At 65.8% G+C, this 12575-nt stretch carries 12 protein-coding genes and 3 pseudogenes; 6 read left to right on the forward strand and 9 right to left on the reverse strand.

All coding sequences use genetic code 11. The features are described from left to right. Positions 1-374 precede the first annotated feature (374 nt). Positions 375-1415, forward strand: a complete 1041-nt coding sequence (locus tag Sfr03f_RS07115) for a hypothetical protein (RefSeq protein WP_159105573.1) — start codon at positions 375-377, stop codon at positions 1413-1415. A 96-nt stretch (positions 1416-1511) separates the two neighbouring features. Here the strand turns inward: Sfr03f_RS07115 and Sfr03f_RS07120 are convergent, their stop codons facing one another. From Sfr03f_RS07120 to Sfr03f_RS07125, 3 genes and pseudogenes are all read right to left on the reverse strand, one after another. After that, complete coding sequence (locus tag Sfr03f_RS07120; protein WP_245967435.1) at positions 1512-3533, reverse strand: GmrSD restriction endonuclease domain-containing protein; 2022 nt, start codon at positions 3531-3533, stop codon at positions 1512-1514. Between the two features lie 29 nt (positions 3534-3562). Beyond that, entirely contained in the window at positions 3563-3685 is a 123-nt protein-coding gene (locus Sfr03f_RS31780) for a hypothetical protein (protein WP_435841930.1), read from the reverse strand. Next, positions 3659-4029, reverse strand: a pseudogene (locus tag Sfr03f_RS07125) (transposase family protein); the annotation flags it as partial. The pseudogene Sfr03f_RS07125 and the gene Sfr03f_RS31780, both read right to left, overlap by 27 nt. A 164-nt stretch (positions 4030-4193) precedes the next feature. Here Sfr03f_RS07125 and Sfr03f_RS07130 point away from each other — a divergent pair. After that, positions 4194-4409: a hypothetical protein gene (locus tag Sfr03f_RS07130; protein WP_108952810.1), complete on the forward strand. Its 216-nt coding sequence runs from the start codon at positions 4194-4196 to the stop codon at positions 4407-4409. Positions 4410-4725: 316 nt separating this feature from the next. Here Sfr03f_RS07130 and Sfr03f_RS30180 read toward each other — a convergent pair whose 3' ends face one another. Further along, the gene (locus Sfr03f_RS30180; RefSeq protein WP_159105574.1) at positions 4726-5043 is read right to left on the reverse strand and encodes a hypothetical protein; all 318 of its coding nucleotides are present in this window, start codon (positions 5041-5043) and stop codon (positions 4726-4728) included. Between the two features lie 313 nt (positions 5044-5356). Between Sfr03f_RS30180 and Sfr03f_RS31090 the strand changes: the two genes are divergently transcribed. From Sfr03f_RS31090 to Sfr03f_RS31655, 4 genes and pseudogenes are all read left to right on the forward strand, one after another. After that, positions 5357-5566 carry a hypothetical protein gene (locus Sfr03f_RS31090; protein ID WP_245967436.1) on the forward strand — a complete coding sequence of 70 codons (210 nt, stop codon included), beginning with the start codon at positions 5357-5359 and terminating at the stop codon, positions 5564-5566. A gap of 3 nt (positions 5567-5569) precedes the next feature. Further along, a pseudogene (locus Sfr03f_RS07140) lies at positions 5570-6462 on the forward strand (integrase core domain-containing protein). A 323-nt stretch (positions 6463-6785) separates the two neighbouring features. After that, positions 6786-7067 (forward strand): hypothetical protein, encoded by a 282-nt coding sequence (locus Sfr03f_RS07145; protein WP_108952812.1) that lies wholly within the window; start codon positions 6786-6788, stop codon positions 7065-7067. A 21-nt stretch (positions 7068-7088) separates the two neighbouring features. Beyond that, positions 7089-7430: pseudogene (locus Sfr03f_RS31655) on the forward strand (HNH endonuclease family protein); the annotation flags it as partial. Here the strand turns inward: Sfr03f_RS31655 and Sfr03f_RS07155 are convergent. The 5 genes from Sfr03f_RS07155 to Sfr03f_RS07170 all read right to left on the reverse strand — a co-directional run bounded on the left by Sfr03f_RS07155 (position 7384) and on the right by Sfr03f_RS07170 (position 12487). After that, the gene (locus Sfr03f_RS07155; RefSeq protein ID WP_108952814.1) at positions 7384-7917 is read right to left on the reverse strand and encodes a hypothetical protein; all 534 of its coding nucleotides are present in this window, start codon (positions 7915-7917) and stop codon (positions 7384-7386) included. The pseudogene Sfr03f_RS31655 and the gene Sfr03f_RS07155 sit on opposite strands and share 47 nt — an antisense overlap. Positions 7918-7978: 61 nt before the next feature. After that, a complete protein-coding gene (locus Sfr03f_RS07160) occupies positions 7979-10267 on the reverse strand; it encodes a DUF6571 family protein (protein WP_108952815.1) in 2289 nt (762 codons plus the stop codon). Positions 10268-10291: 24 nt separating this feature from the next. After that, positions 10292-10792 carry a hypothetical protein gene (locus tag Sfr03f_RS07165; RefSeq protein ID WP_108952816.1) on the reverse strand — a complete coding sequence of 167 codons (501 nt, stop codon included), beginning with the start codon at positions 10790-10792 and terminating at the stop codon, positions 10292-10294. A gap of 287 nt (positions 10793-11079) precedes the next feature. Next, a complete protein-coding gene (locus Sfr03f_RS30185) occupies positions 11080-11394 on the reverse strand; it encodes a hypothetical protein (protein ID WP_159105575.1) in 315 nt (104 codons plus the stop codon). Between the two features lie 52 nt (positions 11395-11446). Further along, positions 11447-12487, reverse strand: a complete 1041-nt coding sequence (locus Sfr03f_RS07170; RefSeq protein WP_245967437.1) for an integrase core domain-containing protein — start codon at positions 12485-12487, stop codon at positions 11447-11449. Positions 12488-12575: the final 88 nt, after the last annotated feature.

Consider the following 12575-nt stretch of genomic DNA (forward strand, 5'->3'; position numbering starts at 1 on the left):
AGAGCCCGGGGGCGGGCGTCCGCCCAGGAGGAGCACAGGAGTGCGAGGGGCCCTGGGCGTGTAGACCGTACGGTCATGGGGGATTCAACGGGTCTGGTGACTGGCCACGAGGATGCGGTCAGGTGGGGGGGATTATGAAGGCACACGCTTCAGTGCCATGGGGGACCAAGATTCTGGAACGTCGGCCCGCACGCTCCGGTTGGGCGCTGCTTCGGCTTGCAGCCCCCTTCTCATTTGTCTGCGAGCGGTGCCGACGACAAAGCGCCGATACCACGGTTGCGGTTGAGTCCGGAGCCGGCGCCGACAGCCGTGTGTGCTGTCTGCGCTGCTACGAACTGGGCGACGCCGGGGTACCAAATGTCGAACAGGACCGAGTGGCAAAGGTACCTGAGCGACTGAATAAGGCGAACGAAGTCCCGGACATCCGTGGAGAGTTCGAGGGTGATCCTCCTGGCCAGGACGACGTCTTGCTGATCGAGGGATGTGACCCCGGGGAGCCGCACGATGTACTCGAAACCCGGTCCGGGATCAGGTGGACGTTCGTGCTCCGCGAGCACCACCTGGAGCATGCCGTGTGCCCACTGCCTCCAGAGGCGGCACCGCACCTCCGGAAGGCCACGGTAGTCCGCGTCCACGACGGCCGGGCATGGCCCACGGTCCTGCTGGACGTACGTCGTAAGAAGGCGGTGCAGGAGAGCATCTCCGGCGTGCGCTGGCCCCGGGCGCAGGTCATGCCCGGAACCAGGATCATGGCAGAGTTGAGCAACGGGCAGGTCGAGCTGCGCGTGACACCGTTGGAACGACCCGTCTTCATCGCGCGGAGGAAGTTCCTCCACGCGTACGACCCTCAGGTCGTCGTACGTGAGCTTCCCATGTCTTCGAAGAGCGCCCTTGACGCTCCCCTGGACAGAGCAGTGCTGGAGACGATTCGCAAGTTGGGGTATCTGGACGAGAACGGTCGAGCACTCCTGCCGATGTCCAACCTGATCGCCAATGTCGGACGGCTGCACGGCCACGGACGGCCGGTGCCGGGTGATGCCGTCCGAGCGGTCGTTGACAGGCTGGTGATAAGTAAGCGCCTGACATGGCAGACCGGCAGTCGGAGCCCTGAAGGAATCCTCGCCTTCCCCGCACGGCAGGGTGAGAAAAAGGTCCGACTCGTGTGTTATCGACCGTTCGAACTACCCAGGGGCGACGGCGATCAGAAGTCGCAGCGGGTCATTCACCTGCCCGGTCCCTCCTCGCGGCATGGAGTGTCCGGCCACCTGATGAAGATCGACCACTTGGGCAAGGAGGCCAGCGAAGAGGCCCGAGCGGCATATGCGGATGCCCACCGACGTGCCGGCCTCGCGGGGAGTCACAAGCTGCCGAAGGGCCATACCTACGTCAGACCTCACGACCGTGGAGGGAGATAACCGGGACGTGCCTCGCGAAGGCACGGCAGTCCTGCTCAGAGGTGATGGCTTTCACGGGCTGGCCGCATGCCCGCAGCCGGGCGCGACGAGTCGACCTCACCGGATGCTTTGCAGGAGCGCTCCCGTTGCCGTGACGGTCCAGAACGACCACCCGTTGCGGTTCGGGTTGACGTGTGGGTTGAGGGCTCGTACCACGGCTACCGCCGCCCCGCTGGGGGACTCGTACACGCCGCGGCCCGGGCCGGAGGGGACCGTCACCGTGCGGGACGGCGGGTCGTAGTAGGCGGTGGTGCGCCGACCTTCATAGATGGCGTGCAACTCGACGCCCTGCTCCGTACGCAGCGCTTGAACGTCTGCCTTCACCAGCGCGGGCGCGGAGGTATCCTCTGCGATCACGGACTCGTCAGCGGGAAGCTCGTCGGCTTCCTGGCGAGTGCTCTTCCCGTCGTAGGTGGGCAGCCCCAGGAGCCCGTTAAGGACGTTGGCCAGCAAGTTCCGGCGCGCAGCCAGGAAGTCCGGGAAGCGGTCGAGGGACCGCAGCTCCGAGTCGCTTGGGATCCACTGTTCAGCCAGGCGTTCCGGCGCGACGCCCTCCATGTATTCGGCGGGCAGCCTGGAAGAGATCATCTTGTTGGTCTGGCCGGTGACGAAGGCCAGATTGGCGAGGCTGTTCCACTCCTCCTTCGCATACGTGCCCTGGACTTGGGCGCGAGGGAACACGTGGTGGAACTCGATCCTGGAGCCGCTGTTCATCGGCTGATCGTTGATGGCGATGTTGGTCGCCCAGTCCCGCGCCCTGCCCCGCAGCGCGGCGATGTAGAGCAACTTGAAGAACGCGTGCGTGGAGTACTTCTGCTCGAGGTCCCTTGGATGGAGGGCGCTGTCCAGGGAGCGAGGGCCGGAGGCTCGGCGAATGAGCTCGGCGAACAGGTCCTCCCCGGAACGGGACCTGATCAGCCGAGCCTCCGCGTCGAGCTTGCCCTCGACCTGCAATGAGTAATGGCTGAAGGCCATCGCCGTGTAGACCCAGCGACGCAGCAGTTGCGCCTCTCCCGGACGCAGCTTGCCGCTCCGGTGGTGTAGCAGCAGAGCAGGCACGATCGTGACGTTCGGCGAGGAGAGAATCTCGGACCTGGGGATCGAGCACTCGCCCTTCAGAAAGTCGATGGCGAAGCGCAGGGCCTTTTCGGTGGCATGCCACGCCTCCTTCAGCGCGGTCTCGTCCACCTCCGCTCCGATGAGCTTGATGTGCTGGGCGCCGGTGCCCGCGAGGAGGCTCATGAGGCGCAGGACCGCTTCCCTGTTCAGGTCGAAGTCGCTGTCCCGCAGTTCCTGGTGGAAGGCATCCATGGTGTCCAAGCCGGCGTTCCAGCGGGCCGCGATCGCGCTGTACACGAGATCGCCCTTGGACAGTCGGCGGCCGCCCTTGTTCAGTCGGGCGAAGAGCTCGGCGACCTCCTCATAGTCGTCGGACTCGTAGGTGATGACGGCGATCTGGTGCTGCCGAATGTTGTTCACCTTCTGCAGCCGCTGGGTCCATATGTCGAAGTTCGGATCGTCGTACGGCACCCCGGCCTTGTGGAGGACCTGATAGAACTGGGCGTTCTCCTGGAGAAGCGTCGACACCGGAATCAGCAGCGGATCCTTGCGTTGCACGGCGCTCGGGGTGACGAACTCCTCGGTGCGCACGTTGAAGCGGAGGTCGATGAGCCGACCATCGGCCTTCGACTCCGGTCGGTAGACCCAGGCAAGGGAGGTCAGCCGCTGCTGCCCGTCCAGTAGATAGAGAGGCTTATGTGTCGTCTTGTCGGTCTGCACGACGGCGGCAGTTTTGAACGGGACGTTCAGGCCGGTCTTCCAGAGCAGCAGGGCGCCGACCGGATAGCCCCGGTAGAGGGAGTCGAAAAGGTCACGTACGTCAGGCCGCATCCAGACGAAGTCGCGCTGGATGGAGGGAATGACGACCCTACCCCGCAGCAGGTCCTCCACCTGAGAAATGATCTTTTCGTTCGCCAGTCCCATGCCGCCCCCAGCATCCGCGTGATCCGCCACATCCACGGTAACCGCCATCCGGATGCGGTCGGCCGGTTTCGGATCTTTGCGTTTGGTGACCCCCACTGTCGGCTTCAGACCTTGAGCTCTTTCCATCATCGGCCTGAGCTGGCCAGATGCAGGGTCAGGACGGCCCGGACCAGGCTGGTGATGCGGGTGGTCGAGCACCACCGTTCGCGGAGGAGTCGCTTGGGCAGCAGGGTGCAGTCCAGCAGCACGAACGCCTTCGTTGATGCCGCTCGGGCCCTTCCACAAGGGTCGGGGCGAGTGTGGCTAGAAGGTCGACGGCCTCGGCGACGTACCGGTAGGTGGTCGTCGTGCCGATGCCGATGACGAATCCGACCGCGAGCTGGGCGCAGGGGCGGCTGTTGCGGAGGTGGGCGCTTGTGAGCAGGGCCTGTTGCCCGTGACTCAGGCACTGCCACCAAGTGCCGAGCTCCCGGCGGTGCCGGCGGAGCTTGGCGGATAGAAAGCGCAGGGCAGAGCTGGACACGGCGACGCCGGAAGGGTGACAACCCACGAAGCCTCTGGTGGAGATGGGCTTTCTTGGTCGAAAGCCCATCTACCAAGGGCTTCACCTATCTGTCAGGTTAACCTGGCCTACCTGGCGACAGGTTGGAGCGGGTTCACTGCCGCCCGACACCGAGATTGGCGTCCGCAGCTAACCCATCGACCACCGGCCCGCCCGCACCAGGGCGGGCCCGCTCACCGACCAAGGAGCATCCCATGGCAGACGCCTGCCAGAGCATCCTCATCTCCCCGTCCGGCTACGCCCACCACCCCGGCTGCCACCACATCGCTCCCGAGTACTTGGACAACCCGGAGTGGGCGCGCCTCGCCCTCCACGGGGTGTCTTTCCCACCCGTCGACGAGGATCGCCCGCTGACCGTACAGATCGGAGACCGCACCTGGACGGCCAAGCGTCGCTGTCCCGACTGCTGACTCCCTCCCGTCTGCCGCTGTAGGGACCTCCCGGAGGGGGAGAGGCGTGCGCCGGCGTCGCGCGGGGGTGCGGCGTCCTGGCCAGATGCTCAATCCGAGTCATGCCGCGTATCGAGTGCCCGTCGCCGGCAGCTGGAGCACCCGGCATGTTCCGCCTGTCTCGGCACGACGGGCCTGGGCGGCCGGCCACGATCAACGGGCTCCTGTCGTGCGTCGGCTCCCTCGCTGTGACGCCCCGCCCGGAGGGGGTCGAGGCGCCCTCCCCTGTCCTGATCCTTCGTGACGTCACCACCTCCGAGAGTGTGGGTGCCGAGAATCATGTCCGAGCACGCAGTATGTTGGAGCGCACGGACCATGCCGCCGAAGTAGTCGCGTCTGCGGAGATCCATTGGGTGACGACGGTGGGGTCGGCTCCGGCGGCGAGTGCGGCCCGGTAGCGGGCGAGGCGCTTGTCGCACTCCTTCAGTGTTCGCCGTGCCTGGTCCTCATCGGGGGTGCCGGCGGCAGCGGCCTTAGCTGCCGCTGCGGTGGCGTGGGCCAGCGCGGTGAGAGTGGTGGTGAGCCGGTCGGGGGTGAAGGCGTGGGCGATCCACCGGTCGAGGCGCGGGGTGATGGTGTCTTCGCGGAGGTACACGGTGCGCGGGTGGTCGAGGTCGAGTGCCTGAAATCCGTCTCGCGGAACTCGCACCGGTAGTAGACGTTGTCGCGGATGACGGCGGGCTGCATCTTCCTCCCGCACAGTGCGCACCGGATCCTCCGCGCAGGGTGTAGGGCCGGTTGCCGGTGGCGGTGTCGCGTTCGGGGCGGCCGCCGTGCCGGAGGGAGCGTTCGCGGCGGGCTTTCTGCGCTTCTTCGAAGAGGCGGGTAGTGATGATCGGCTCGTGGGCGGGCTCGTTGGACCTGTGGGCTCGTAAAGTCATAGCCGGAGGTCAGGGCATAGAGCCCTCTTGGCTGGGATTATGTCCGCCGTGATCCTCTCGATGCTGTACAAGGTGACCCGCGGGCTGCTGTCCGTCCCCGGTGTGCTGCTCCGCCGCAACACCGCCAGGGACGCAGAGTTGCTCGTGCTCCGCCACGAGAGCGCGGTGCTGCGCCGTCAGATCACCGGCCCAGTTCGCTACGAGTCCGCAGATCGGTTCTGGCTGGCTTCACTCTAGAGCCTGATACCCCGGCGCCGCTGGCGCGAGGTCTTCCCGATCACGCCGGGGACCCCATTGGCGTGGCACCGCAGGTTCATCGCCGCGAAGTGGGACTACAGCGCCCGGCGCGCCCGCACGGGACGGCCTCCGACCAAGGCAGCACTCAAGAAGCTGATCCTCCAGCTCGCTCGCGAGAACGCACAGTGGGGTCACCGGCGGATCCAGAGCGAGCTCGCCCGACTCGGGCACCCCATCGCCGCCTCCACAGTTTGGGAGATTCTCCACGCGGCCGGCATCGATCCAGCCCCGCGCCGTACCGGCCCGACCTGGAAAGAGCTCCTCGCCAACCAGGCCCAAGGCATCGTCGCCGTCGACTTCTTTCACCTCGACACCGCCCTCGGACGCAGGCTGTACGCAATGGCGTTCATCGAACATGCCACCCGACGCCTGCACATCACCGGCGTCACCGCCAACCCCACCCGCGAATGGGCGGTACAGCAGGCCAGGAACCTCGCCGCCGATCTGGGCGCGCGCATAGAGTCCCTGTGCTTCCTGCTGCGTGACCGCGACGGCAAGTACGGCCAGCCCTTCGACGCTGTCTTCGAAGCCGAGGAGATCGAGGTCCTCAAGAGTGCGCCGCGGGCTCCTCGGATGAACGCCCACTGCGAGCGAGTGATCGGCACCATACGGCGCGAGGCCCTGGACCATGTCCTCATCATGGGCGAGGCCCACGCCCGACACGTCCTGGCCACCTACGAGCGGCACTACAACGAGCACCGCCCCCACCGGGCCCGCAACCAACTACCGCCAGACGCAGGCCAACAACCCGTCGCCGTACACGAATCCGCAGGCCGCGAACTCCTACGCACCGAATTCTGGGCGGCGTCATCAACGAGTACCGATATGCGGCTTGACCTGCAGCGACGAATTTCCGAGCTCCACACGCTTCACCGAGATGTGTGGTCGCACCTGGAGACGCCGCATTGGCGTCGGGAGGTGCGACAGGGGCGGTTGAAGCGCCCGGCGTTGGATGTCTTCCTCACCTGTGAACTCGCGGAGGAGGTACAGGCTCCCGAGCTCTTCCTGACGTTCCGCAGGCTCCTTCGTGAGACCGGAACGGGCTTGCCTGTGCTGGTGCGCCACATGGTGGACCAAGCCGCGGTGTATCAGCGGTGTATGGCTGACCGCCGAAGAGCAGGCAGAGACGCCCGAGGGACGCTTCCTGAGCGTCCTGCGTGTGCTGGACGCCAACACCATCATTCCTGTCCGCATGTGGCTGGTGACCAGGTACAGCGAGGACGATCGTGCTGAGGCGATAGCCGCTCTGGACTCCTACCTGGTTCGGCGCATGGTCAGTCGACTGACGACGAAGAACTACAACCGGCTATTTCTTGACCTGCTGCAGGAGCTCAAGACCAAGGACGATCCGGGAGCAGTGGGGGCGTTCCTGCTTCGGCAGGACGCGGAATCCGGATTCTGGCCTCGGGACGAGGACGTGCGATACGTCCTGCGCACGTAGCCCCTCTACAAGCAACTCACCAGGGCGCGTCTACGACTCGTGCTTGCCAAACTGGAGAGCACGTCGTACACGGGCCGGACCGAGCGTGTCGTCCACCACGGCAAGCTGACCATCGAACACCTGATGCCGCAAAGCTGGGAAGAGCACTGGGCAATGCCTGACGGCCATGACCGCACCGAAGCAAGGGAACTGCGACAGGCACTGCTCCATACGGCGGGCAACCTGACCTTGCTCACCCGAGTACTCAACCTGGAGGGTATCGCCCGCCGGCGTCACTCCCGCTGCCGGGCTGTGAGAGTTGCCGGCCGTCGCTCGGTCAGTCGCACTCCTCGGAGGCCTCGACCGCTTTGGTGTACGCGGTGACCAGCTTCTCCACGGCGGCCGGATCCGCCCTGTCCGGATCGAACACCTGGATTGCCGCGTACAGGTTTTGCTCGGGGTGCTCGGCGGACGTGCAGGAGGAGGTCTTGCCGACCCCGCCGGTGCCCGAGTGAACGAAGCGGGCGTCGTCGGACATCTTGGCGCCCTTCATCCCCCAAAATCCACGCGCCACCGAAGAGGCAGACTCCCCGCGCGCCCACCAGGTACGGGTCTGGCGCAGAACGGGGTCGCCGTCGACGAGTACGCTGCACTGCGTTGTTCCGCTGTTCGGAGCCGTCTCCTTCGTGGTCAGGACCTTGCCACCGGGAAGGAAAGGCTCCAGGTACTTGGGGTCGAGCGCTATCCCGCACAGCGCACCCGGAACCTCGTATGCCCGCTTCCCAACGGTGCCGTCCCCATCGGAGCAAGCTGTGAGGGCGAGGGCGCCGAGAAGGACGGTCACTGTGGTGAATGCGAAGGTGCGGTACACGGGGGAAGTCCTTCAGTGAGGGGTGGTCGGGAGACCGGGAGAACGGCTTGGGAACGGAAGGTCACTCGATCTCGGTCTTGAGATGGGGGGCCATGAAGAGGACGTCGGTGCCTCCGTTCCTGAACCCCTGCTGCGAGGCCGTGCGGGCAGTCTCGTCGATGCCCATGTCCTGGAGGTCTGTGCGATGGTGGGCTTGGGCGGCGAGTTCCGCGGCCTTCTCGGTGTATGCGGAGTTCTTGAACAGCCCTTCCTCCCACGCCGCTGCCGACTTGGGACCGGCCTCCTCCAGGTCGGTGGGCTCGAACTGCTGGAAGAACATCTCCACGATCGCCCCGCTGATGGTGCCCGCGGCACCGCCTGCCACCGCGCCGACGGCCGGGGTGGCGGCGAACGAGGTGCCGACCCCGATGCCCGTACCGATCACCCCGCTGGTCACGCCCTTCCACACGTCCACCGAGTTCTTGAAGTCCTCGGCCTTCTGGTGGGCGGGACCCACGATGGCCTCCTGCTGGCCGACCGAGAGCATGCCCGATATCTGACCGGAACCCTCCGCAATATTCGTGACGGTCTGTACGAGATTCTTGGAGTACTCCGGCGGAGTGTCCGGATTCAAGTGGTAGTCCATCAGGTTGGCCATGTACGCCTTGTTGGCCACCTCGATAGCCGCGTAGCCCTCCGGGTTTTGGCCCACGGAGACCATGAGCGCCGCCACGTCCGCGTGCTTGAGGTCGGCCGCCGTGCCCGCGACAGGGAAGAGCGCGTCGACGTCCCCGTCCGAGTCGTTGGCGACCGCGCGGTTGATGTCCGGCAGGTACTCTGAGGTGATCTGCCCCAAGCTGTCGCCCATGACCTGGTGGTTGGTGAGCAGCTCGGGCTTCTCGGCGATGGAGGTGACCATCCTCTCCATCAGGCGTGCCTGGTCGGCGGTGTGCGGAGGAGCCTCCGAGGCCACGGGCAGCTCGCCCGCCGGGTGCCCGGTGATCGCGGCCTCCAGGGCCAGACCCAGGTTGTTCCTGGCGCCGACGATCTCCTTGTTGTCGGTGCTCTCCTCGGGCCACCGCTCCCCGAAGATGTAGTCGAAGTTGGAGAGCGCGACGTTGCTCTTCTTACCGTCCTCGCCCTCCTTCTCGAAGGGCGAGTCCTCCTTGGAGACGAACTCCTGGTGGAAGAAGTCGGTGGCCGCATCGGGACTGTTGGAGAGGGCCTTGAGGTAGCCGGAGAGCGGGTCGCGGCCGCTCTCCTCGCCGAGGTGGTTGAGCCAAGGGCCGTCGCCGACGTGCGCCCAGGCCAACTCGGACTGGTCGCCGTTCCCGGACCGCTCGCGTTCGGTCCGCATCAGGGCGGTGCCGTAGCTCTTCAGGAAGTCGTCGTCGTAGTCGCCCGTGCGCAGCAGGTTTCCCATGACCTGGAAGCCCATGTACTGACGGCCCGAGCCGACGAAGTCGTCACCCATGGCGACCATGCGGCCCTTCCAGGACGCCATGTCGGCCGACTGGCTCTGGGTGGCCTCCGCCAGCGTCATGCCGAGGTTGCGCTGCAGGTCGTCGAGCTTGTCCTCACGTTCGTACAGCAGTCGGCCGGTCTGGTTGGAGTCGTGGAGACCGGTCCAGAAGTCCATCAGTCCCTTGGGACCGAGCGAGGTGGTGAACCGTTCGGCGAAGAGCGGGTCGTCGGAGTACTGGACGAGGCTCTTGTTGAGTCGGTCGATGTCGGCGGTGGTGAGGTCGGTCGGCTTCTTCTTCGCGATGGCGGCGAGTTCCTCGGCCTCCTTCAGGGCCGCGGCTGCGGCGTCACGGTCCTTGTAGGTCCGGTCGGAGAAGCCGTAGGCGGTCTGCTTGGCGAGTGAGCTGAGGACCTTGCTCGCGGAGTTGTCGCTCTCCGTGGCAGCGGTGAGGATGTCCGTGACCTCCTTGCACAGTGCGGTCACGTCACTCTGGCTGTGGGAAGGCGGCGTGTATCCCTCCGCGGCCCGGTCGGGATGGATGTTCATGGTGACGGTGAATGTGCCGTTCCCGGTGTCCATCACGGTCAGGTTCTTCTTCAGGCCGTTGTCTATCGCGGTCTTCAGCTTCGTTTGACTGGACCGGAGCTCTGCGGCCGTGTCGCTCAGAATGGCGTGTATGGACTTGGCCTGCGTGTGCGCGTCCTGGATCTCGCCTGACGTCTTGTAGATGAAGGCCTTGGTGACCTTGTGGTTCTCGCCGGCCCAGTTGGCCTTGGTGGCCGCTTGGTGCAGGCCCTTGTCGGCATCCTCGGCCAGCTCCTTGAGGCTGCGCACGATCAAGTCCCAGTCCTCGACCGCCTCATCGAGGAGTTTGAAGTTGGCGAATCGCAGTGCGTCGAGATCCATCGGTCGGCCGCCCCCGTGACGTGGTTACTTCTTCTTGTCGCCGTAGATCGGATTCTGCCCGCCGGGCGGGCCGGACCGCTCGTCGAAGCCGGCGTCCAGAGTGTCGATGCTGCTCATCTGCCGGTAGATGTACGCCTCGTCCCCGGCATGGATTTTCTTGGTGACCTGCATGTGGTTGGAGATCTGGGCACAGGCGTCGAGCACCGAATCCAGCTGCTTGGACCACTGGTTGTACACCTCTTGCAGCCCGGAGCCCAGGGCGAAGCCCTGGGTGCTCAGGTCACCCGCAGCTTTGCCGACACTGGTGTTGTCGAGCCTGGCCCGGTCCCACAACTGGTTGTGGAGGGTGTGGGCGTGACTGCCGATCTTGGCCAGGTCCTGTTGCGTGACCTTGAGGTCACCGGTCTCGCTGGGTAACGGGGGCGCTCCGCCCGGCCCGGCATCGGCTGGATACTGGTTGAGCTGCATGCCCTGCTGGCGCTCCAGCGCTTCGCCCTTGAGCTGGTCCCACTCTTCCCACGCCACCGTCCTGCTCCTTCCCGGGGTGCATCTACGACCGGCCGAGCCGATGGTAGCCACTCGAACCGGTGTACAGGCTTTCTGCGCGAACTCTTTGCGAGACGCGACGGCGCCGATGTCAGTTGCGTGTTACCGCGATAAGGACGGTCGCGTCTGCGGACATCGAGGAGACGAGCGGGTCGGGTTGCCAGCGCCGGAAGGAGAACAAGGGGCGCCCGTGACGGACCGATGAGGCGGCGCCGGCTGCAGACCTTCGCGTGTGCGCGCAGACCTCCGGTTCGCCCGGAGTTGGATCACCGCAGCGTGGAACCGGCTGCCGTTGGTTTGAGGTCGAGATGTCCTTGTACGACCGCGAGCGTATCGTTGGCGCGCAACTCAGACCTCGGACACGTACTCCAACGATACGCATGCGAGGGCCTCGACCTGACGGTCGCGGTCCTCGTGGCGTTTTCGTAGCGGACAGTGACGCCCAGGGTTTCGTAGAGGGTTGCTTTGGCCTTGGATTCGGCGCTCTGTAGCCGTTGTGCGACGTCTCCGAGGTTCTTCGCGATCTCGACGATCTCTTTGTCCGTGAGCGGCTTCTCGGCCCTCAGGTTCTTGTAGGCCACCGTACTGCTGCAAAACCGCCGCACAGGCTTGACCAGCGGCTTTATCGAGTGGTCAGCCTGCCCGGCGGTACTCGTTGATGAGGCCGCCGACGGTCTGTTTGCGCTGGATCCGGGGCGTGGGTAGAGGTATGGCGTTGGGGTCGTCGAGCGGTGCGAGCTGGCCGCGGCCTTGGTGGGGCCGGTGTTGGTTGAAGTGCCGGGCGTACTCGCGCAGCAGCTTTTCGGCGTGGCCGCGGCCGTAGATCAGCAGCCGGTTGGTGCACTCCTGGCGTACGGAGCGTATGAACCGTTCGGCGTGTGGGTTGCAGTTGGGGCTGCGTGGAGGAGTCTTGGTCACGGTGATGCCCTCGCTGGTGAAGACGGCGTCGAAGGCGGGAGTGTACTTCGTGTCCCTGTCGCGGATCAGGTAGGTGAATCGGTCCGCTCGGTGACCGAGGTGCCGCATGAGCTGCCGGGCCTGCTGTGTGGTCCATGCGGCGGTGGGATGAGCGGTGACGCCGAGGATGTGCACGGTGCGGGTGCGGACCTCCATGACGAACAGGGCGTACAGGCGTTGCAGGCCGATGGTGTCGAGGTGGAAGAAGTCCGTCGCCAACAGGCCACGAGCCTGGGACTTGAGGAACTGGCTCCACTCGCGTCGGGCGGGATGGCGGCGTGGTGCGGGGCCGAGGCCGGCTTCGCGCAGAACCCGGCGGACAGCCGCGGCGCTGACCTTGTGTCCGAGGCGGCGCACCTCGCCATGCACGCGGTGTGAGCCCCAGCGAGCGTTCTCGCTACCGAGCTGGATGATCAGGTTGCGGAGCTCGGCGGAGATGGGCGGGCGCCCTGGCGTCGCTGGGTGCGTCCACTTCTTCTCGACCAAGCGCTGGTGCCAGGCGAGCAGGGTGCGTGGGGAGACGATGCGATGCTCACGCAGTTCTCGGGGGAGTAGGCGGGTGAGTGCGGAGAGAAGGGCTCGCTCCGGCCAGCTCGGTTTCGGAACTGCGATCTGTCGGCGCAGCAGTGCGACCTCGTGCCGGAGGAGCAGGATCTCCGTGTTCTTCGCGGCCGAGGTCCGACACATCAGGGCCAACCACGCGAGGACGTGAGTCAAGGCCAGCGGTGGTGAAGGAGTTTTGAAGCACTACGGGCATACCTGTGTCAGGCCTCACGGGCGTGGAGGGAAGTAGCCGGGACAGGCC

Source organism: Streptomyces fragilis (assembly GCF_003112515.1).
Taxonomy (GTDB): domain Bacteria; phylum Actinomycetota; class Actinomycetes; order Streptomycetales; family Streptomycetaceae; genus Streptomyces; species Streptomyces fragilis.